At 61.8% G+C, this 19,955-nt stretch carries 20 protein-coding genes and 2 tRNA genes; 17 read left to right on the top strand and 5 right to left on the bottom strand.

From position 1 onward, the window contains the following. The first annotated feature begins 59 nt into the window (after window positions 1–59). Window positions 60–1,151 carry a hypothetical protein gene (locus Q0908_RS06230; RefSeq protein WP_299281955.1) on the top strand — a complete coding sequence of 364 codons (1,092 nt, stop codon included), beginning with the start codon at window positions 60–62 and terminating at the stop codon, window positions 1,149–1,151. A gap of 44 nt (window positions 1,152–1,195) precedes the next feature. Next, a tRNA-Ile gene (locus tag Q0908_RS06235) sits at window positions 1,196–1,272 on the top strand. Window positions 1,273–1,285: 13 nt separating this feature from the next. Here Q0908_RS06235 and Q0908_RS06240 read toward each other — a convergent pair. Both Q0908_RS06240 and Q0908_RS06245 read right to left on the bottom strand, forming a co-directional pair. After that, window positions 1,286–1,732 (bottom strand): DUF4442 domain-containing protein, encoded by a 447-nt coding sequence (locus tag Q0908_RS06240; RefSeq protein ID WP_299281956.1) that lies wholly within the window; start codon window positions 1,730–1,732, stop codon window positions 1,286–1,288. 83 nt (window positions 1,733–1,815) lie between these two features. Next, window positions 1,816–3,135 carry an ATP-binding protein gene (locus Q0908_RS06245; RefSeq protein WP_299281958.1) on the bottom strand — a complete coding sequence of 440 codons (1,320 nt, stop codon included), beginning with the start codon at window positions 3,133–3,135 and terminating at the stop codon, window positions 1,816–1,818. A gap of 66 nt (window positions 3,136–3,201) precedes the next feature. Between Q0908_RS06245 and Q0908_RS06250 the strand changes: the two genes are divergently transcribed. From Q0908_RS06250 to Q0908_RS06275, 6 genes are all read left to right on the top strand, one after another. Beyond that, window positions 3,202–4,122: an MBL fold metallo-hydrolase gene (locus Q0908_RS06250; protein WP_299282357.1), complete on the top strand. Its 921-nt coding sequence runs from the start codon at window positions 3,202–3,204 to the stop codon at window positions 4,120–4,122. A 71-nt stretch (window positions 4,123–4,193) separates the two neighbouring features. Next, a tRNA-Asn gene (locus tag Q0908_RS06255) sits at window positions 4,194–4,268 on the top strand. A gap of 82 nt (window positions 4,269–4,350) precedes the next feature. Next, window positions 4,351–5,274, top strand: a complete 924-nt coding sequence (locus Q0908_RS06260; RefSeq protein ID WP_299281960.1) for an aldose epimerase family protein — start codon at window positions 4,351–4,353, stop codon at window positions 5,272–5,274. Window positions 5,275–5,526: 252 nt separating this feature from the next. Next, window positions 5,527–5,868, top strand: a complete 342-nt coding sequence (locus tag Q0908_RS06265) for a TfoX/Sxy family protein (RefSeq protein ID WP_299281962.1) — start codon at window positions 5,527–5,529, stop codon at window positions 5,866–5,868. 69 nt (window positions 5,869–5,937) lie between these two features. Then, entirely contained in the window at window positions 5,938–6,108 is a 171-nt protein-coding gene (locus Q0908_RS06270) for a YqaE/Pmp3 family membrane protein (protein WP_299281964.1), read from the top strand. Then, complete coding sequence (locus Q0908_RS06275) at window positions 6,101–6,487, top strand: DUF4112 domain-containing protein (protein WP_299281966.1); 387 nt, start codon at window positions 6,101–6,103, stop codon at window positions 6,485–6,487. Before Q0908_RS06270 ends, Q0908_RS06275 begins: the two co-directional genes overlap by 8 nt. Before the next feature lie 108 nt (window positions 6,488–6,595). On the opposite strand, the gene ndk is transcribed toward Q0908_RS06275, so the two are convergent. Next, window positions 6,596–7,018 (bottom strand): nucleoside-diphosphate kinase, encoded by a 423-nt coding sequence (ndk, locus tag Q0908_RS06280; RefSeq protein WP_299281967.1) that lies wholly within the window; start codon window positions 7,016–7,018, stop codon window positions 6,596–6,598. Window positions 7,019–7,145: 127 nt separating this feature from the next. Between ndk and Q0908_RS06285 the strand changes: the two genes are divergently transcribed. The 3 genes from Q0908_RS06285 to Q0908_RS06295 all read left to right on the top strand — a co-directional run bounded on the left by Q0908_RS06285 (window position 7,146) and on the right by Q0908_RS06295 (window position 10,334). After that, a complete protein-coding gene (locus Q0908_RS06285) occupies window positions 7,146–8,990 on the top strand; it encodes an ABC-F family ATP-binding cassette domain-containing protein (protein WP_299281968.1) in 1,845 nt (614 codons plus the stop codon). A gap of 104 nt (window positions 8,991–9,094) precedes the next feature. Next, window positions 9,095–9,721: a MarC family protein gene (locus Q0908_RS06290; RefSeq protein ID WP_299281970.1), complete on the top strand. Its 627-nt coding sequence runs from the start codon at window positions 9,095–9,097 to the stop codon at window positions 9,719–9,721. A 31-nt stretch (window positions 9,722–9,752) separates the two neighbouring features. Then, window positions 9,753–10,334 (top strand): TIGR02281 family clan AA aspartic protease, encoded by a 582-nt coding sequence (locus Q0908_RS06295; RefSeq protein ID WP_299281972.1) that lies wholly within the window; start codon window positions 9,753–9,755, stop codon window positions 10,332–10,334. A gap of 20 nt (window positions 10,335–10,354) precedes the next feature. Here Q0908_RS06295 and Q0908_RS06300 read toward each other — a convergent pair whose 3' ends face one another. Both Q0908_RS06300 and Q0908_RS06305 read right to left on the bottom strand, forming a co-directional pair. After that, window positions 10,355–10,810 (bottom strand): DNA polymerase III subunit chi, encoded by a 456-nt coding sequence (locus tag Q0908_RS06300; protein WP_299281974.1) that lies wholly within the window; start codon window positions 10,808–10,810, stop codon window positions 10,355–10,357. Window position 10,811: 1 nt separating this feature from the next. Continuing rightward, a complete protein-coding gene (locus Q0908_RS06305; protein WP_299281976.1) occupies window positions 10,812–12,284 on the bottom strand; it encodes a leucyl aminopeptidase in 1,473 nt (490 codons plus the stop codon). A gap of 165 nt (window positions 12,285–12,449) precedes the next feature. Between Q0908_RS06305 and lptF the strand changes: the two genes are divergently transcribed. The 6 genes from lptF to rsmA are packed head-to-tail and all read left to right on the top strand — an operon-like array spanning window position 12,450 to window position 19,953. Beyond that, window positions 12,450–13,577: an LPS export ABC transporter permease LptF gene (lptF, locus tag Q0908_RS06310; RefSeq protein ID WP_299281977.1), complete on the top strand. Its 1,128-nt coding sequence runs from the start codon at window positions 12,450–12,452 to the stop codon at window positions 13,575–13,577. After that, window positions 13,574–14,671 carry an LPS export ABC transporter permease LptG gene (gene lptG / locus Q0908_RS06315; protein ID WP_299281979.1) on the top strand — a complete coding sequence of 366 codons (1,098 nt, stop codon included), beginning with the start codon at window positions 13,574–13,576 and terminating at the stop codon, window positions 14,669–14,671. Before lptF ends, lptG begins: the two co-directional genes overlap by 4 nt. Next, window positions 14,655–16,865, top strand: coding sequence for an LPS assembly protein LptD (lptD, locus tag Q0908_RS06320; RefSeq protein WP_299281981.1), 2,211 nt, complete (start codon window positions 14,655–14,657; stop codon window positions 16,863–16,865). The genes lptG and lptD overlap by 17 nt, the downstream gene beginning before the upstream one ends. Window positions 16,866–16,870: 5 nt before the next feature. Next, window positions 16,871–18,106 (top strand): peptidylprolyl isomerase, encoded by a 1,236-nt coding sequence (locus tag Q0908_RS06325; protein WP_299281984.1) that lies wholly within the window; start codon window positions 16,871–16,873, stop codon window positions 18,104–18,106. After that, window positions 18,103–19,068 carry a 4-hydroxythreonine-4-phosphate dehydrogenase PdxA gene (gene pdxA, locus Q0908_RS06330; protein WP_299281986.1) on the top strand — a complete coding sequence of 322 codons (966 nt, stop codon included), beginning with the start codon at window positions 18,103–18,105 and terminating at the stop codon, window positions 19,066–19,068. The genes Q0908_RS06325 and pdxA overlap by 4 nt, the downstream gene beginning before the upstream one ends. Before the next feature lie 36 nt (window positions 19,069–19,104). Further along, entirely contained in the window at window positions 19,105–19,953 is an 849-nt protein-coding gene (gene rsmA, locus Q0908_RS06335) for a 16S rRNA (adenine(1518)-N(6)/adenine(1519)-N(6))-dimethyltransferase RsmA (RefSeq protein ID WP_299281988.1), read from the top strand. The last annotated feature ends 2 nt before the right edge of the window (window positions 19,954–19,955 follow it).

The raw sequence follows: 19,955 nt of genomic DNA on the forward strand, positions 1-19,955 counted from the left end.
TACAGGTGCGCAACTTTCGGGCGTTCTGGAACGATGCCGTCTTTTGAAAGGAATGTGCTGTGCGCAGTATCCTGATGAAATGCGTCGCCGGTTTGACAACAGCCACAGTCGGACCGACGCTGACGTATGCGCAGGTCATCAATTTCGAGGATGGCGGGTTAAAGTTCACCTTTGGCGGCCATATCAACCGCGGCGTGCTGTTCACCGATGACGGGGTCGAGAGCAACGAATTCTGGGTCGACAACGACAACTCCTCCACCCGCCTGCGCTCCAGTATCAGCTATGATTTCGGGGACTACGTGATTGGGGGCAATATCGAATTCGAGTTCGAATTCTCGTCCTCCAATGTGGTCAGCCAGCTCAATTCCGACGTGAGCACGTCCGTATCGAATGAGCGCAAATTCGAAGTGTTCACCCGAACGCCTTACGGCACCTTCACCTATGGGTTTGGCGATGCGGCCTCTAACGGGATCGCAGAGATTGACACATCGGGCACGTTCATCGGGAACAACTCGGCTGTGGGCCTGATCGCGGGCGGGCAGATCCTGCGCACGGACACGGACGACTTTAGTTCAAATGACATCGGCGATTTCTTTTCGAACTTTGACGGAATCACCCGGATCGAACGGTTCCGTTATGACACGCCTGAATTTGGGGGCGGCTTTGTGGCCTCGGTCTCGGCCGGTGAAAACACTCAAAACGATATCGTCCTGCGCTACAACGGCACGATCGGGGATTTCCGCGTTCGCAGCGGGATCACATTTGCGGAACTCGGGGATACGGATCGGATCGCGGGGTCTGTCTCGGCCTTTCACGAGCCCACCGGGTTCAACGTGACATTCGCCTCGGCGCAGGATGATCTGGACATCGATGGGCGCGACGATCCGGGCTACTACTATCTCAAGCTCGGCTATCAGAAGAAAGATCTGTTGCCCTGGGGCAGCACATCCTTTGCCTTCGATTACTACGACGGCAGCAACCAGAACGTGAACGGCAGCGATTCTGAATCCTTCAGCCTCTTCGTCGTGCAGAGGGTCAACAAGTGGAACACCGAATTCTTCGCAGGTTATCGCACCTATGATGTGTCCACCCCGGCCGAAGATTTTCAGGACACCGACGTGGTGTTCATCGGGTCCCGCTTTACCTTTTAGGGGCGCTTGACACGTATCGCCCCGGTGGTATTCCCACCTTTGGCGGGCCTGTAGCTCAATTGGTTAGAGCAGAGCGCTCATAACGCTTTGGTTGCGGGTTCAAGTCCTGCCGGGCCTACCAACACCTCCGCCGTTTACGCTTTGCGTACGTGCCAGCCCACGGTCATGGCCACCACCGTGTCACCCTCGGCGTCACGAATATCGACGTTGATGTCAAAGGCGACCTTGCCTTCGGCTTCGAACTCTTTGAGCACATCCGCGCCGGGGCGGTCCGTCTTGGCGTGCGCCTCAAGTCGCCCTTTGGCAATCTTCACATATGAAATCGTCGCACCCGAGGCGACGGGGCGGGCCTGAAAGATCATCGGCCCGAACGTGCCGGCCAGTGCAGCCCCCGACGCGGCCTCGCCCAGAGTAAACATCGCACCTGCGTGCTGGCTTTGGATGTGGTTCGACGTCTCTTCGCGCTGATCCAGCGCCGTTATGCCGGTGCCATCGCCCACCTCAATCACTTCGACACCGACATAGTTGGCGAACGGCACGACTTTGCTCAATTGTGCGCGGATCATCTCATAGGGTGTCATGGGGCGGGCTCCTTTTGTGGCTCAGGCCCCACTAAGATCGTCAGCCGCACCCGGCGCAAGTGTGCCGCTGCGGCACAAGGCGCTTAGCGTCCGATCACGATATCGGCGCGCAGGCCGCCCAACTGTTCGCTCCGGCCCAGTCGCAGCACGCCACCATGGGCGCGCGCAATGTCGGTGGCAATGGCAAGGCCGAGGCCGACGCCGGACCCCTTGTCCTGATTGCGCGCACTGTCGAGCCGGGTGAACGGGCGCTGCGCATCTGCATAGTCATCTTCAGCAATGCCGGGGCCATCATCTTCAACCCGGAAGCGCAGGAACGTGTCGGTCAAAAGCACGGAAACTTCGGCGCGTGTCCCGTAGCGCACCGCATTGCTGACCAGATTGTCGAGCGCGCGGCGAATGGCCATCACCCGCAGCGGCATCTCGCCAGCGCCTTCGCATTCGACCAGCGTGACAGGTTGCCCGCCGCGTTGCGCGTCCTCGACCAGCGTGCGCACCAGCGCGATCGGGTCAGTATCTTGTGGTTCGTCTTCGCTGTCGCCTTTGGCAAAGGACAGGAATGCGTCAATCATGCGCTGCATATCTTCCACATCCCGCTCCATCGGGATGCGCTCGTCGTCATCCAGCATCGACAGGGACAGCTTCATGCGGGTCAGCGGGGTGCGCAGATCATGGCTGACCCCCGACAACATGAGCGTGCGGGTTTCGATCTGCCGTTCAATCCGGTTGCGCATGTCGACAAAGGCGGCCCCTGCCGCGCGCAATTCGGTGGCACCCGACGGGGAATAGGGCATCACCCTGCCCCGGCCGAACGCATCCGCCGCACGCGCCAGCCGCTTGATCGGGCGCAACTGGTTGCGCAGAAAGATAAAGGCGATGAGGGTCACCAGCACGCTGAAGAACAACATATTTACGAACAATTGGTGCGGTGCGGCGGCAGACACACGGCGGCGATCAAAACTCACCTCGACCGCGCCCATGGTCGTATCCAGCACCAGCCGCACCCGCCGGTCGTTCGAGAGGTCCACCACCTCAACCTCGGGCACCGCATTTCCAAGCCGGTCGGTGATCACGATGCCGGAAAAGTCATACCACGCGCGTTGATGCGGCTCGTCCAATGCCGACTCGCTGAGCGGCGTGACTGTCATGGCCAGCGGCGTGGCCACAGCCGCGCTCGTCTCCGTGATGTCCGAGCGGCGCGGTGCGCTTTCAATGCTGGCCAGAACCAGCCGCACCTCGCGCGCAGCCGCTTGCGACATTTGGTGTGAGACTTCCTCGAAATGCCGCTTTACAAACACGACCGAAACCACAAGCTGCACGACCACAACCGGCAACAACAGGATAAGAGCGGCCCGGGCATAAATCCCGCGCGGCATGTAACGCTTGAGCCATTTGAACGACATGGGCGCGAACCTAGCGCCCCTGCTGGCGGGGCGAAAGACGCAAAGGTGAAAAGGGACGCACCGGACATGCAAGTTGATGTGTTTGATCCCGTTCCGGGCCAGGTCGAGCTGTTGGAGCCCGGCCTGTGCAGGATCGTGGCCCCCAATCCCTCACCAATGACCTATCGCGGCACCAACACCTATCTGGTGGGCGGGCGCGATCTGGCGGTCATCGACCCCGGACCAGATGATCCGACACATCTGGATGCCATCCTCACGGCTTGCGGGCCAGATGCGCGCATCACCCATATCGTGGTCACACACAGCCATCTGGATCATGCCCCCCTCGCCGGGCGCCTTTCGCAAGCCACCGGCGCGCCGACCTACGGGTTCGGCCCCGCCTCCGCTGGCCGCAGCGCCGTCATGGAGCGCCTGGCCCAAACCGATCTGGTGGGCGGCGGCGAGGGCATCGACACCGCTTTTGTGCCGGATCACATCGTGGGCGACGGCGCGCAGATCATCGGCAGCGACTGGACGCTCGATATCATCCACACCCCCGGACATCTGGGCAATCACATCTGTCTGGGGCTTGGGGATGCGTGCCTGACGGCCGATCACGTCATGGGCTGGGCCAGTTCGCTGGTCTCGCCCCCGGACGGGGACCTGACGGATTTCATGGCCTCCTGCGATCATCTGAACAACTGGCGCGACTGGCGGGTGTTTTACCCGGGCCACGGCGCGCCCATCACAGACCCGCATGGGCGTCTTGACTGGCTCATCACGCACCGCCGCGCACGCGAAGCCGCCATTCTTGACGCTTTGCGCAAGGGCCCCGCCACCGCCACCCAGATCGCGCAAGCGGTCTACACGGACACGCCGCCAGCACTACTGGGTGCCGCCACCCGAAACGTACTGGCGCATCTCATTGACCTTGCAGGGAAATCTCAAGTGGCAGCGCAAGGCACCCTGCACGCAGATGCAGTTTTTCAGCACGCAGTGCCGCAGTGAACTTTTTTCCGGATCAGAGGCGCAAACCCTCTGGACGAGGTGAATCAGCATTGCTATACGCCACAAACCGTTCCGGCGTAGCTCAGCGGTAGAGCAGTTGACTGTTAATCAATTGGTCGTAGGTTCGATCCCTACCGCCGGAGCCAATTTCCCCGAAAAGCCCCCATTTCGACCGCATGGCGGGTCAGTTGGTTTGCACCCTGCCCCGGCTTTTGCCATGGTCTGTCCATGACGCATTTCACCCTCCGATCCGCCGATATGTCCGCCCGGATTTCGCCTTACGGCGCACGGCTTGAGCATGTGAGCTTTCACGACGGACCAAACCTTGTTTTGCATGCGGACCCCCACCGACACCCGGGGTGGCATGACGTCTATGCCGGCGCGATTGTGGGGCCTGTGGCAAACCGCATCCGGGGTGGCGAGGTGCATCTGGGCGACGCCACCTATCATATGCCAACCAACGAAAATGACAGGACGGCCCTGCACAGTGGGCCTGATGGGTTGGATCGTCGGCCCTGGGACATGATGGCGCAGGATGACAGCGGCGTCACCCTGCGCTGCACCCTTGCAGATGGGGATGGAGGCTTGCCCGGATTGCGCCAGATCACAGTGCGCTATGGGCTCAGCGCGGCCACCCTGACGCTCGACATCACCGCCACGACGAACCACGCCACCCCGATCAACATCGCCCACCACCCCTATTGGCGGCTTGGGGATGCACGCGCGCATCTTTTGCAGGTGCATGCCGCGCACTACCTGCCGGTCGATCAGCACAACATCCCGACCGGGGTAATTGCGGATGTGGCAGGCACCGCCTTTGATCACCGCGCCCCCAAACCGCTCCACCCCGAAATCGACCACAACCTGTGCACCGCGCCGCGCAAACAGGTGACCGCGCGCCATGTCGCCACGCTTCACGGTGCGCAAGGCATTCGACTGCATATCGACAGCACCGAACCTGGGCTTCAGGTCTATGGCGGTGCATATCTGCCAAAGATCGCCGGGACAGACATCGCGCCCTACGCCGGGATCGCGCTTGAGCCGCAAGGCTGGCCGGACGCGGTGCATCACCCTGATTTCCCAAGCATTATCTGCACACCAACCCAACCCTACACGCAGATCACACGATATCGGTTCGACCGCGACAGCTAGGATTGCCACACAATTGCCACATTTGCGCCACGGCCTCGGCAAACTGCTCTGCTGGTGTGGAACGATCACCACCAAGAGTGACCACGAGCAACCAAAGCAGGCACCCAAAATGGCAAAGCAGACACGCATTCCGATCTATCAACCCCGGCCCAAGCCCGATCCACGGCCCACGCCGATCTTTACAGATTACGCGAGCATCTGAACCGGACAATGGGCTGTGACAGCGCCGCCTGGTCGTATTAAAGTGCGCCCATGACAGCGGCTACATCCACTCCGGTCTCGAGCATTCGCAACCTTGGTCCTGCAATGGACGCCGCCTGCGCCAAAGCGGGCATTCCGGACGCAGAAACCCTGCGCGCCTTGGGCCCGGACGAGGCCTATCGACGCCTGTTGATGTCAGGCACCCGCCCCCACTTTATCGGTTATTACGTCCTTGTGATGGGTTTGCAGGGACGGCCCTGGAACGATTGCAAGGGCGATGAGAAAAAGGCCCTGCGCGCCCGCTTTGATGCGATCAAGGCCGACGGGTTCGACAAGGGTTTGTCCGACTTCGAACGCACCCTGAACGAGATCGGCGTTGTCGCCAAATCCTGAGGCGGTGGAACAAAACCGCCCCACCTGAGGTTTCCTGTCCAACAGCGTCTTACGCCAAAAGGGTACATCATGGATCTCATCCGCATCATTCTTTCCGTCATTCTGCCCCCTTTGGGTGTGTTTTTGCAGGTGGGCTTGGGCAAACACTTCTGGCTGAACATCCTTCTGACCCTGCTCGGTTATCTGCCGGGCATCATCCACGCCGTGTGGATCATCGCGCGGACACCAAAACATGCCTGAGGGCATCGCCCACCCCGAGCTTGAGCGGCTGGACCGGCTCGCGCGCGCCATGGACCGCGCCGTCAGATTGCCTGTGATCGGCGTCCGGGTGGGTTGGGACAGTTTGCTAGGGCTCATTCCGGGGATCGGCGATGTGCTGACCTTGGGACCGGCGGCCTATATCGTGCTGAAGGGCCACCAGATGGGGGTGCCCGCCCATGTCACCCTGCGTATGCTTGGGAATGTCGGACTGGACGCGCTGATCGGGTCCATCCCTCTGGTGGGTGATCTATTCGATATCGGCTGGAAGGCGAACACCCGCAACGTGGCCTTGCTCAGCAAACACGTCAGCCCGCCCGTGCCGGATGACGTGGCTGACGCACCACCGATTATCTTATAAGTTTATCATTGCATTACACTGCAATCTTAAAGCTCACTGCATATGCAGATACAAAAAAGGCGTCCCCCGATCACTGGGAACGCCTTTCAATCTCATCGTCTCAGACGCCTAGCCAACCAGCTCAAGCCCCGAAAAGAAGTATGCGATCTCTTCGGCTGCAGTATCCGGCGCGTCTGATCCGTGAACCGAATTCTCACCAACGCTTTCCGCGAATTCAGCGCGGATCGTGCCTGCATCCGCATCAGCGGGGTTGGTTGCGCCCATCACTTCGCGGTTCTTGGCAATTGCCCCCTCACCTTCCAGCACCTGAGCGACGATGGGCGCGGACGCCATGAACTCGCACAGTTCGTCATAAAAAGGACGCTCGGCATGCACGGCGTAGAACGCACCGGCCTGGGCTTTGGTCAGATGGATGCGTTTTTGCGCCACGATGCGCAGGCCCGCGTCTTCGAATTTCTTGTTGATCGCACCGGTCAGGTTGCGGCGGGTTGCATCGGGTTTGATGATCGAGAATGTGCGCTCAAGGGCCATGGTATCACTCCTGTCTGACGTGGTGCAAAGGCACCACGCGTGTTAAATCGCGGCCCGCCTAACATGCACGCGCATCCGTGAAAAGCGGCGATTGACCGCGCCGCGTGCTTGCGGCATCAGCAAGGCCATGTTGCGCATCTCAGATATCTCTTACGCGGTGGCGGGCCGCCCCCTTTTTGAGGGCGCCAGTGCCGTGATTCCCGAAGGACACAAGGTCGGCCTTGTGGGTCGCAACGGCACCGGAAAAACGACGCTGTTTCGCCTGATCCGGGGCGAGTTGGCGCTTGAGGGGGGCGATATCTCACTGCCCTCCGGCGCGCGCATCGGCGGTGTGGCCCAAGAGGTGCCCGCCTCGCAGACCTCGCTTCTCGACACCGTGCTTGCGGCCGATACCGAGCGCGCCGCCCTTCTGGCCGACACCTCCGACGACCCCGCCCGCATCGCCGAAATCCAGACCCGTCTGACAGATATTGATGCGTGGAGTGCGGAGGCCCGCGCGGCCACGATCCTCAAGGGTCTGGGCTTTGACGACGCCGAACAGCTCAAACCCTGCGCCGATTTCTCGGGCGGCTGGCGGATGCGCGTGGCCCTCGCCGCCGTGCTGTTCGCGCAACCCGACCTGCTGCTGCTGGACGAGCCGACGAACTACCTCGACCTCGAAGGCGCGCTCTGGCTCGAAGCATATCTTGCGAAATATCCCCACACCGTCGTGATCATCAGCCACGACCGGGGCCTGCTCAACCGCGCCGTGGGTGCCATCCTGCATCTCGAAGATCGCAAACTGACCTTCTACCAAGGCCCCTACGACCAGTTTGCCCGCCAGCGGGCCGAGAAACTGGCCAATGCCGCGGCCATGGCCAAGAAACAGGACGCCCGTCGCGCCCACCTCCAATCCTACGTAGACCGGTTCCGCTACAAGGCGGACAAGGCGCGTCAGGCCCAATCCCGGCTCAAGGCGCTGTCGAAAATGCAGCCCATCACCACCCCGCAAGAGGCGGGGCTGAAGCGGATAGATTTCCCCAACCCCGAGGAACTGTCGCCCCCCATCATCCATATCGACGGGGCCAGCACGGGCTATGGCGACACCACGGTGCTGTCGAAACTTTCGCTGCGGATTGATCAGGATGACCGCATCGCGCTGCTTGGCAAGAATGGTCAGGGCAAATCCACGCTGTCCAAATTTCTAAGCGACCGGCTGCCGGCGCTGACGGGCAAGATCACCAAATCCAACAAGCTGCGCATCGGCTATTTTGCGCAGCACCAAGTGGATGAGTTGTTCATTGACGAAACCCCGCTCGACCATTTGCGCCGCGAACGCCCCACCGAAGGGCCTGCACGCTGGCGCGCAAGGCTGTCGGGCTTCGGACTGATGGCGGATCAGGCCGAAACGGTTGTGGGAAAACTCTCAGGCGGGCAAAAGGCGCGGCTGTCGCTCTTGCTGGCGACACTCGACGCACCCCACATGCTGATCCTGGACGAGCCGACAAACCACCTCGACATCGAATCCCGCGAGGCGCTCGTCGAGGCGCTGACCGCCTATACCGGAGCCGTGATCCTCGTCAGCCACGACATGCACCTGCTTGAACTCGTGGCCGATCGGCTGTGGCTGGTTTCAAACGGCACGGTCAAACCGTTCGAGGATGATCTTGAGGCCTATCGCAAACTGCTGCTGAGCGACGGCAAGCCCGCCAAACCCGCAGCCGAAAAGCCCAAACCCAAACGACCCAATCGTGACGCCATGCTCGCGCTGAAAGCCGAGGCGCGCAAATCCGAAGCGCGGGTGGAAAAGCTGAACGACATGCGCGACAAGCTGGCCAAGAAGCTGGCCGACCCCGCGCTTTACGAGGATGCCAAACTGGGCGAAATGGAGGTCTGGCAAAAGAAATATGCCGAAGTGATGGACGCGCTCGGGCGCGCCGAAACGCTGTGGATGCAAGATCTTGAGCGGCTCGAAAGCGCCGAACAAGCCTGATCCAGCTTCATTTCGCCAACTAAACCGCGGGGTGCTTGAGGGGCAGCGCCCCTCATTCCAACATAAATAACGCGCCGCAAGGCGCTCAATATAATAAGAAAAGAATGATCGACACCGCCTTTCTGATCACTGCCTTCGTCACCATGTTCGTGGTGATCGACCCCATCGGGCTGGCTCCGCTGTTCGTGGCACTGACCCAAGGTGTCCCCGAACGCGAGCGGCGGGCCATTGCGGTGCGCGCCTGCGCCATCGGCATGCTGATCCTCGTCGTCTTTGCGCTGTTTGGTGAGGCGGTGCTGGGCTTCATCGGCATCTCAATGCCCGCTTTTCGGGTCGCAGGCGGCATCCTGCTGTTTCTCACAGCCCTCGATATGCTATTCGAGAGGCGCACCAAGCGGCGCGAAGATCAAAGCGAGGACGCCGACGCACAGGACGACCCCTCGGTCTTCCCCCTCGCAATCCCACTGATCTCCGGGCCCGGCTCCATCGCCTCCGTCATCCTTCTGACAGGTCAGAAACCGGGGGTCGAAGGGCTGGCGCTGGTGCTGGCGATCACCGCTCTTGTTCTGGGCGTGTGCCTGGGCCTGTTTCTCGCCTCGTCGCTCTTGGAACGCGCCTTGGGCAAGACCGGGATCACGGTCGTGACCCGCCTTTTGGGGATGCTGCTCGCCGCCCTGTCAGTGCAATTCGTTCTCGACGGTCTGCGCAATTTCGGTTTGATGCCGGGCTGAAAACAAAAAACAAAGCGCCTATATATCTCTCATGAGCAGCGACAGCATTGCACAACTGGTCTATCTCAGCGTCTTCGGCCTCGTCCTTGGCGCGGGCTTTCTGCTGACCACGAAACTCAAGCTCAGCCAGACCCTGCAGATGGCGGCGATCTGGGTGCTGATTTTCCTCGGGGCCATCGCAGTTGTCGGCATGTGGGGCGATATCGAGGAGGATTTGTTTGCCAGCCAGACCCGCTTTGACGAGAGCGGCACAATCACCGTGCCCCGCGACCGCAGCGGGCATTATTTGCTGACGCTGGACATCAACGGCGCGCCTGTGGACTTTGTCATCGACACAGGGGCCACGGATATTGTGCTGAACAAAGCCGATGCGGAGGCCGCCGGGCTGGATCCTGCAAACCTCAATTATCTGGGCCGTGCCCTGACCGCCAATGGCGAGGTCAGCACCGCACGGGTGCGTCTGGACACGGTCGAGATCGGGCCGCATGTCGACACCAACGTCTCGGCTGTGGTCAACGGGGGTGAGTTGGACCAATCCCTGCTTGGCATGGGTTACTTGCAACGGTGGGGCCGGATCGAAATCGCGGACGGGGCGCTGACCCTCAGCCGGTAGGGTCGGGCAATGTCGCCACCTTACGTCTCGGCCTTCTTCTCCCACCGCCCGCTTTCTTCGGACCAGTATTGCGCAGATGCGCCCGCATCCTTCAGGGCCTTCCACTGGCCGCGCGCCACATCAAGCGCCTCCGGGTCGTTGCCATCAAACAGCACGCACACCCGCTCCATCGCGGCGACCTCATCGGCAGAGACCTCGGCCCCATCGACACTCATCACACAGGTCGCGCCATTGGCGGCCGGTCCGGTGGTCAACAGCACAGGCTGGTCGGCGTCATGCGGACCACCGGCGATGCCATGGGCTAGAAACCCGTCCTCCACCCCCAGCCACAACCGCTCATCCAGCCATGCCAGCCGCCCCGCATCTCCGCCGCGTACCGCAACGCGCCACCCTGCCCCTTGCGCTTTGCCAAGCAGCATCGCCAGCGTTTCCTCCAGCGGGCGACGCGTCAGGTGGTAGAAATAGGCGGCCCCCATGTCACTCGGTCTCGAAATTGTCCGCCACCAAGCGGCTCAGTGCCATCACACCCCAGCCCGTCGCGCCCGCCGGGGCCAGCGTCGTGGCAGATTTGACCGAGGCCACGCCCGCAATATCAAGGTGAACCCAAGGCGTGCCGTCCTTGACAAAGCGTTGCAGGAATTGCGCGGCCGTGACCGATCCGGCAGGACGCCCGCCGATGTTCTTCATGTCGGCAATGCGTGATTTCAGCAGGTCGTCATAGGCTTGGCCAAGCGGCATGCGCCACGCACCTTCATTCTCTTTCTCAGCGGCCTTCAGAAACGCGTTGCACAGCGCGTCATCATTGGAAAACACGCCCGCGTTCTCGTGGCCCAGCCCGATGATGATGGCACCTGTGAGGGTTGCCAGATCAATCATACCCGCCGGTTCAAACCGCTCTTGCGCGTACCACATCACATCGCACAGCACCAAGCGGCCCTCCGCATCCGTGTTGATGACCTCAACCGTGTCGCCCTTCATGGATGTGACCACATCGCCCGGGCGGGTGGCATTGCCCGACGGCATGTTTTCAACGAGCCCCACAAGGCCCACGACATTGGCCTTGGCCTTGCGCTTGGCGAGCGCGCGCATGGTACCCGCCACAACGCCCGCGCCGCCCATATCCATGGTCATGTCTTCCATGCCGCCCGCGGGTTTAAGGCTGATGCCGCCGGTGTCAAAGACCACACCCTTGCCGACCAAGGCCAAGGGTGCCGCGTCCTTGGCCCCGCCCTTCCACTGCATGACCACCACTTTGGACGGGCTGTCAGACCCCTGCCCTACGCAAAGCAATGTGCGCATGCCCAGCCTTTCAAGGTCGGCTTCTTCCAGTACCTCAACCTCGAGTCCAAGCGAAGTCATCTCGGCCAGGCGATCCGCAAACTCGGTGGTCGTCAGCACATTGGCAGGCTCGTTGACCAGATCGCGGGTCATGAACGTGCCCTCTGCGATGGCGAGCAAGGGGGCTGCCGCCGCTTCGGCCTCGTCAGGTTTTGAGCACATGACGCTGATGCCTGTCGTGTTGGCCTCCGCATCCGTCTTATGAGCTGAAAACGTGTAGTCGCGCATCACGCAGCCGAACGCGATCTCTGCCACCCGGCGCGCGCCATCCACCGCCAGCAACAAAGTCGCATCACCGCGCGCCTTGCCAAGGGCGGCCCCGGCTTTGCGCGCCTCCTCGACCGAATGGTTGCGGGGCAGACAGATCAGATCGACAGCCTCGGCGGCCATGCCCGCGGGCCACGCCATGCTCACGACCTGACCCACCTTGACCTTGGCAAAACGTTCACTGTCGACAAACCGCTGCAACGCGCCCTTGCTCAGCCGGTTCACCCGGCGCCCCGACTGTTCCAGCTTGCCCTCAGGCGTGACGATCACCGCGATGCGGCCGGCATGCTCGGCAAAGGCGTCAAGGTCGGTGACAGCAAAGGACACTGGCGTCAGATCGGTCATATCAGGCTCCGGTTTTTTGAAGTTTACTCAGACGTACCCTGCCCAAACGAAGCTTACCAGCACGTAAAGTACACTTTGCAGTTTTCCCCAGCCCCCCCTTGGGGTAACTTGCCCGCAACGCTGCTGCGACCCGAACAATAATACAGGCACATAACGGGGGACACTTTGGTCAGATTCGACCGCTATATGCTGTCACAACTGCTTTGGTTGTTTGGCTTTTTCGCGCTTGTGCTGGTGGCGGTGTTCTGGATCAACCGGGCGGTGCAGTTGTTTGATCGCCTGATTGGCGATGGACAGACCGCCCTCGTTTTTCTTGAATTTTCGGCGCTTGGTCTTCCGAGACTGGTCACAACCGTCTTGCCCATCGCCACATTTGCCGCGGCCATCTACGTCACCAACCGGCTCAACAACGAAAGCGAGCTGACGGTGATGATGTCCACCGGGTCCTCGCCTTGGCGGCTGGCGCGCCCCGTGGCCGTATTCGGGCTGATCTCGGCCACGATGATATCGGTGCTCAGTCACGTGCTGGTCCCGCTTGCCTCGGGGCAGCTGAGCGAGCGCGAGTTGGAGATTTCGCGCAATGTCACCTCGCAATTGCTGACCGAAGGCGCGTTCTTGACCCCGACGGAAGGGGTGACGCTGTACACCCGCTCCATCCGCGAAGACGGCGTGCTGCTGGACGTGTTTCTTGCGGATCGGCGCACCCCGAACGAGCGGATGATCTATACCGGCACCGAAGCCTACCTGCTGCGCAGCGGGGACACCACGTCGCTGATCATGGTGGACGGATTGGCCCAACGCTTCACCCCGTCCAACAACCGCTTGTCGACGGGCAAGTTTCAGGATTACTCCTTTGATATCACATCGCTTATGACCTCCAACAAGGTGGTGAAACCATCGATTGAATACCTTGTGTCCACGCAGTTGTTGCGCGATTGGGCCGGGATCGCCGCACAGTTCAACACGACACCCGGCGTCGTCGCCGAAGAGCTTCATGCGCGGATCGCGCGCGGCGTCTTTTGCCTTGTCACCGCCCTGATCGGCTTTGCCACCTTGCTGGTGGGAGGGTATTCGCGCTTTGGGGTCTGGCGCGAGATCGTGATTGCCTTCCTGATCCTCGTGGCCCTTGACGGGATGCGCAGCAGTCTGTCTGGCCCTGTTATTGAAGATGCGCGGTTGTGGCCGATCCTTTATCTGCCATCGCTGATCGGCGCGGTGATTGTGGGTGCGCTGCTGTTCGTGGCTGCAGGCGCGCATGGGGTCTGGCGGCGGATACGGAGGGCAACACCATGATCCTCCACCTCTATTTCGCGCGGCGCTTTGCGCTGGCCCTGCTCGTGATCGCCATAGTCTTGTCAACGATTGTGGTGCTGGTGGACCTGATTGATCAGACGCGCAAATTTGCGGATTACGATGTTTCCTTTGCGGAGCGGATCGTCCTGACCGTCCTGAATGCGCCCGAAACCATCAACCAGATCCTGCCGCTGATCATGATCCTGGGCACCGTCGTGCTGTTCATCTCACTGGCGCGCTCATCCGAACTGGTGGTCACTCGGGCCGCAGGCCGGTCGGCGGCGCGCGCCTTGCTGGCCCCGCTGGCGGTCGCGCTGATCGTGGGGATCATCGCCACAACGATGCTGGGGCCGATGGTGGCGGCGACCTCGAAACGCTATGCAACCTTGGCCGAAGGGTATCGCTCCGGTGGCATTTCTGCCTTGTCGGTGTCCGAAGAAGGGCTGTGGCTGCGTCAGGGCGGTGACACGGGCCAGACTGTGATCCGGGCCGGGCGGTCCAACACAGACGCGTCCGTGTTATATGACGTGACCTTCCTCAGCTACGCATCCTCGGGCAACCCTGTGCAACGGATTGAGGCGACCAGTGCGGCCCTCGAAAACGGTGCGTGGGCGCTGCGGGATGCCAAGGTCTGGCCCCTCACCGCCGGCATGAACGCCGAGGCCAACGCAACCACCCACGATATCCTGTCGGTGGAAACCACGCTGACATTGGACCGAATTCGCGAAAGCCTTGGCACACCCGCAGGCGTGTCGGTCTGGGACATGCCCGCCTTTATCACGCAACTTGAACAGGCCGGGTTTTCGGCCCGCCAGCAACATGTCTGGCTGCAATCCGAGCTGGCGCGGCCCTTGTTCCTGATGGGGCTTGTTCTGGTTGCCGCAGCGTTCTCAATGCGCCATACCCGCTTTGGGGGGACCGGCACGGCCGTGCTGGCAGCGGTACTACTGGGGTTCGGTTTGTATTTCATTCGCAGTTTTGCGCAGATCCTGGGCGAAAACGGGCAAATCCCCGTGCTGTTCGCCGCTTGGGCTGCGCCATTTGCGTCAATCCTTTTGGGGTTGGGGCTGTTGTTGCATGCAGAAGATGGCTGACCGGTTCCGGATATGGGGGTGCGCCGCCCTGCTGATCGCCGCACTGCTCTTTGCGCCGGGCAGCGTTGAGGCTCAGGAAGTGGACAGCGACGCGCCGGTGGTCAGCCCCGCCGTTCTGGTCGCCGACGATATCCAGGTCACGTCGGACCGCCGCCTGATCGCCACCGGCAATGTCGAGGCCTTTCAGGACGGCACCCGTCTGACGGCCCAGTCCATCGAATACAATCAGGACACCGGCGCGCTTACCATCACCGGCCCCATCACGCTGGATGACGGGCGGGGGTCGGTTATCGTGGCCTCGCAGGCTGAACTGACGGATGATTTCCAGACCGGACTTTTGACCGGTGCGCGGCTGGTGCTGAACGACCAGTTGCAACTGGCCTCCGTGCAGATGAATCGCGTGGGTGGGGGCAAATACACTCAGCTTTACAAGGTCGCGGCAACCTCGTGCCGGATCTGCGAGAAGAACGGCAAATCGCGCCCGCCGCTGTGGCAGATCCGGGCCAGCAAGGTAATCCACGACAAAGAAGCCCAGCAACTCTATTTCGATAACGCGACCTTGCTTGTGCGCGACATTCCGATCTTTTACCTGCCGCGGCTGCGAATGCCGGACCCGACGGTCAGCCGCACAAACGGCTTCCTGTTTCCGGAACTTGTCATCAACTCGCTGTTCGGCACCGGGATCAAGACCCCCTATTTCGTCACCCTTGGCGATAGCAGCGACCTGCTGATCACGCCTTATATCGCGGATGGCACGCGCACCCTCGAATTGCGCTATCGCAAGCTGTTCAAGCGCGGGCGGCTGACGATCGAAGGCGCGACCTCGGACGACGATCTGCAACCGGGCGAGTCTCGTGGGTATCTCTTTGCCGCTGGTGAATTCCAGCTCAAGCGCGACTTCGTCCTGCAATTCGATATCGAGGCAGTATCGGACGATTCCTACCTGTCGAACTATGACGTGACCGGGAAGGACCGGCTTGACAGTCAGATCAAACTGCAACGGGCCCGGCGCGACGAATTTATCCGCCTGTCCTATATCAACTTCAAATCCATCCGCGGTGATGAAGACGACGACGTGCTGCCATCGGACGTGGTCAACGCACTTTACGAACGGCGGTTCTTTCCGAGCGTGATCGGAGGTGAAATCCGCCTCGCTGCCGAAGCTCAAGCGCTTGAGCGCGCTTCGGATGTGCCCACGGATGTGAACGGCGACGGGGTCGTGGATGGGCGCGATGTACTGCGCCTGAGTGTGGACACCAACTGGCTGCGCACGTTCCAGATGGGCGGGCTGCAAATCCAGACCCAACTGGGCGTGGCAGGCGATGCGATCCGCGTGTCCGAGGACGAGACGGTGGATGACGGCGACAGCAGCATTGCGCCTCATGTGGCCGTGGGGCTGCGCTATCCGCTGATCCGGCGCTCGAACTCGGGCGTGACGCAGTTTATCGAGCCGCTGGCCCAACTTGCATGGGTCGGGGGCGACGGGCTGGACGTGCCGAACGAGGAAAGCACCCGCGTCGAATTTGGCGAAGGCAATCTGCTGGCGCTGTCCCGCTTTCCCGAAACGGATCGGCGTGAACGCGGTTGGGCCTTTGCCTACGGCACCACGTGGGCGCGGATCGATCCCGAGGGATGGACGGCTCATGCCACCTTCGGACAGGTCATCCGCGAAGAAGCCCAGCCCGATTTCACCGAAAGCAGCGGGCTTTCGGGGGCCGACTCGGATTTTCTGCTGGCAGGCCAACTTGAGTTCGAAGGCGGGCTGGCCGTATCAGGGCGCACCCTCTTTGACGAAAGCTTTGACATCACCAAGGCCGAGATGCGCGGCAGCTGGAGCAATGCAAAGTTCGGCGTTGCAGGCACCTATATCTGGGTCGACGAGGACCCGGCCATCGAACTTGAGGACCCGATCAACGAATTCACCTTCGGCGGTTCCTACCAGATTGACCAGCGGTGGCGGGCGCGGGCAAACGTGCGCTACGACCTTGAGTTGGGGCGTGCTGCAACCGCAGGGGGCAGCCTGACCTATCGCAACGAGTGCGTGCGCGTGGACGTCAGTCTTCAGCGCCGGTTTGCAAGCTCGACAACTATTGAGCCTGCCACCACACTGGGGCTATCAGTGTCCCTAGAGGGGTTTTCGGCCAATGGTGGCCCGAAGGTCGACAGAAGAGCATGCGGGAAACACGCGGGATGAGCGGTATGAAAATCAAGCAACGGGTGGCGCACGCCATCACGGTGGGGACCTTTGTCTTGTTCGGGTTCACAGGTCCCGGCATTGCGCAGAACATCTTTGCGCCCGTCGCACAGGTTGACGAAACAACGATCACCGAATTCGAGGTGCAGCAACGCATCCGCTTTTTGCAGGTGGTGGGCGCACGGGGCGGCACACGCCAGGAAGTGATCCCCGAACTGATCCGCGACCGGCTGCGCGCAGCCGAAGCGGCCCAGGCTGGCCTGACCCTGTCCCCCGATGAGTTGCAAGAAGGGCTGAGTGAATTTGCCGCCCGCGCCAACCTCAGCGCCGAAGAGTTTGTCGATGGGTTGGAAGGTGCGGGGGTTGCCCGCGAAACCTTCCGCGATTTCGTCTCTGTGTCACTGATCTGGCGGGATTATATCCGGGCCCGGTTCGGCAGCCGGGTGCAGATCACAGACCGCGAGGTGGACCGCGCATTGGCCACCGCACGGGGCAATGGCGGCATCGAAGTGCTGCTGTCGGAAATCATCATCCCCGCGCCACCGCAACGCGCCGAACAGGTGCTGGAACTGGCCGAGGAAATGGCCGGATCAGAGTCCGAAGCCGAGTTTTCCGATTTTGCCCGCCGCTTTTCCGCCACCGCATCGCGGGGCCGGGGTGGACGTCTGGACTGGACACCCATCAGCGAACTCCCCCCCGTCCTGCGCCCGCTGTTGCTGGCGCTGGCGCCGGGTGAGGTGACCGCACCCCTGCCCATCCCCAATGCGGTCGCCCTGTTCCAGTTGCGCGGCATTCGCGAAACTGACGCCCCCGAGCGGACCTATTCCGCAATCGAATACGCCGCCTACTATATCGCGGGCGGACGCACGCCCGAGGCATTTGCGCGCGCAAATCAGGTGATTGCGCGGGTGGACCGTTGCGATGATCTCTATGGGATCGCACAGAACCAACCAGAAAGCGCGCTGGATCGTGGCAGCCTGCCGCCCGATGAAATTCCCGCCGACATCGCCATCGAACTGGCCAAACTGGATCCGGGCGAGACCTCGACTGCGCTGACCCGTGCAAATGGCCAGACGCTTGTCCTGCTGATGCTGTGCGGGCGCACGCCAGCCCTGCCCGAAGATCAGGAAATCAATCGCGAGGCCATTGCGACCCAGTTGCGCAACCAGCGCCTGAACGCGTTCTCCGAAAGCCTGCTGGCTGAGCTTGAGGCCGAAGCGACGATCCGCGTCTTCGAATGAATAAGGGCCCCATCGCCATCACCTGCGGCGAACCCGCCGGTGTTGGCCCCGAGGTCGCCGCCAAAGCCTGGGCCGCCTTGCGCCATGACATCGCGATGGTGTGGATCGGTGATCCGCGCCATTTGCCTGTCGATACCCCCGTGATCGAGGTCGACAATGCGGCACAAGCCGCGTCCTGCGGCCCCGGTGCCCTGCCCGTCCTGCGCCATGACTTTCCGCACGCAGCCACGCCCGGCACCGCCACGTCCGCCAACGCGCAAGGCGTGATCGACGTCATCATGCGGGGTGTTGAGCTGGTGAAATCGGGTGCGGCCTCTGCCTTGTGCACCGCACCCATCCACAAAAAGGTGCTGATGGACGGTGCGGGCTTTGCCTATCCCGGACACACCGAATACCTCGAGGCGCTCACCGACGCCCCCCGCGCCGTGATGATGCTGGCCTGCGATCAGTTGCGGGTGGTGCCCACGACCATCCACATCGCGCTTGAGGAGGTGGCAGCCGCACTGACCCCAGAGCTGTTGCGCGAAACGATTGAGATCACCGGCCGTGGCTTACGCGACCAGTTTCACATCCCGGCCCCCCGCGTCGTGGTTGCGGGCCTCAACCCCCATGCGGGCGAAGGCGGGGCCATGGGCCGCCAAGAACTTGACTGGATGGCCGCCCTTGTCGCAGAGGTCGCCGCCACAGGCATTGATGTCACGGGTCCGTGGCCGGCTGACACGCTGTTTCATGCCGCTGCCCGCACCCGCTATGACGCGGCCATCTGCATGTATCATGATCAGGCCCTGATCCCCATCAAGACGCTCGACTTTGACCAGGGCGTGAATGTCACGCTTGGCTTGCCGATCATCCGCACCTCGCCTGACCACGGCACCGCATTTGATATCGCAGGCCAAGGCATCGCCAATCCGACGAGCATGATCGAAGCCATTCGGATGGCGGCGCGTATGGCTGATCGTTGATGCCTCCGGCGGGCATATTTGGAGAACAATGAAGAGATGAGCACCATCGACGATCTGCCCCCCTTGCGCCAGGTGATTGCGGACCACGAGCTGCGGGCGCGCAAGTCTTTGGGTCAGAATTTTCTGCTGGACCTGAACCTCACGGCCAAGATTGCACGGCAGGCCGGGGATTTGAGCCGCGTGGACGTGCTTGAAGTCGGCCCCGGCCCCGGTGGGCTGACGCGCGGATTGTTGTCCGAAGGCGCGCGCAAGGTGCTTGCCATCGAAAAGGATGCGCGGTGTCTGCCTGCACTGGCCGAGATCGCCGCACGCTATCCGGGGCAGTTGGAGGTGATCGAGGGGGACGCACTGGATATTGACCCGCTTGCGCATTTGACGCCGCCGATCCGAGTGGCCGCCAACCTGCCATACAATGTCGGCACCGAGTTGCTGGTGCGCTGGCTTACGCCGCCGACATGGCCGCCCTTTTGGCAATCGCTGACGTTGATGTTTCAGCGCGAAGTGGCGGAAAGGATCGTGGCGCAGCCGGGGTCAAAAACCTATGGGCGCCTCGCGGTTCTGGCCCAATGGCGCACAGACGCGCGCATCGCAATGAGCCTGCCGCCCGAGGCATTCACCCCCGCGCCAAAAGTGTCGAGTGCGGTTGTCCATCTGACCGCCCTGCCCGCGCCACGCTTTGAGGCGAATGCGCAGGTGTTATCCCGCGTGGTGGCGATGGCGTTCAATCAGCGGCGCAAGATGCTGCGCGCAGCACTCAAGGGGCTGGTGCCTGGCATTGAGGATCGACTGATCGCAGCCGGGATCAAACCCACCGACCGCGCCGAACAGTTGTCGATTGAAGCGTTTTGCGCGCTGGCCCGCGAGGTCAAAGCAGCACAAGGCTAGGC

The organism is uncultured Tateyamaria sp., assembly GCF_947494755.1.
Lineage (GTDB): Bacteria > Pseudomonadota > Alphaproteobacteria > Rhodobacterales > Rhodobacteraceae > Tateyamaria.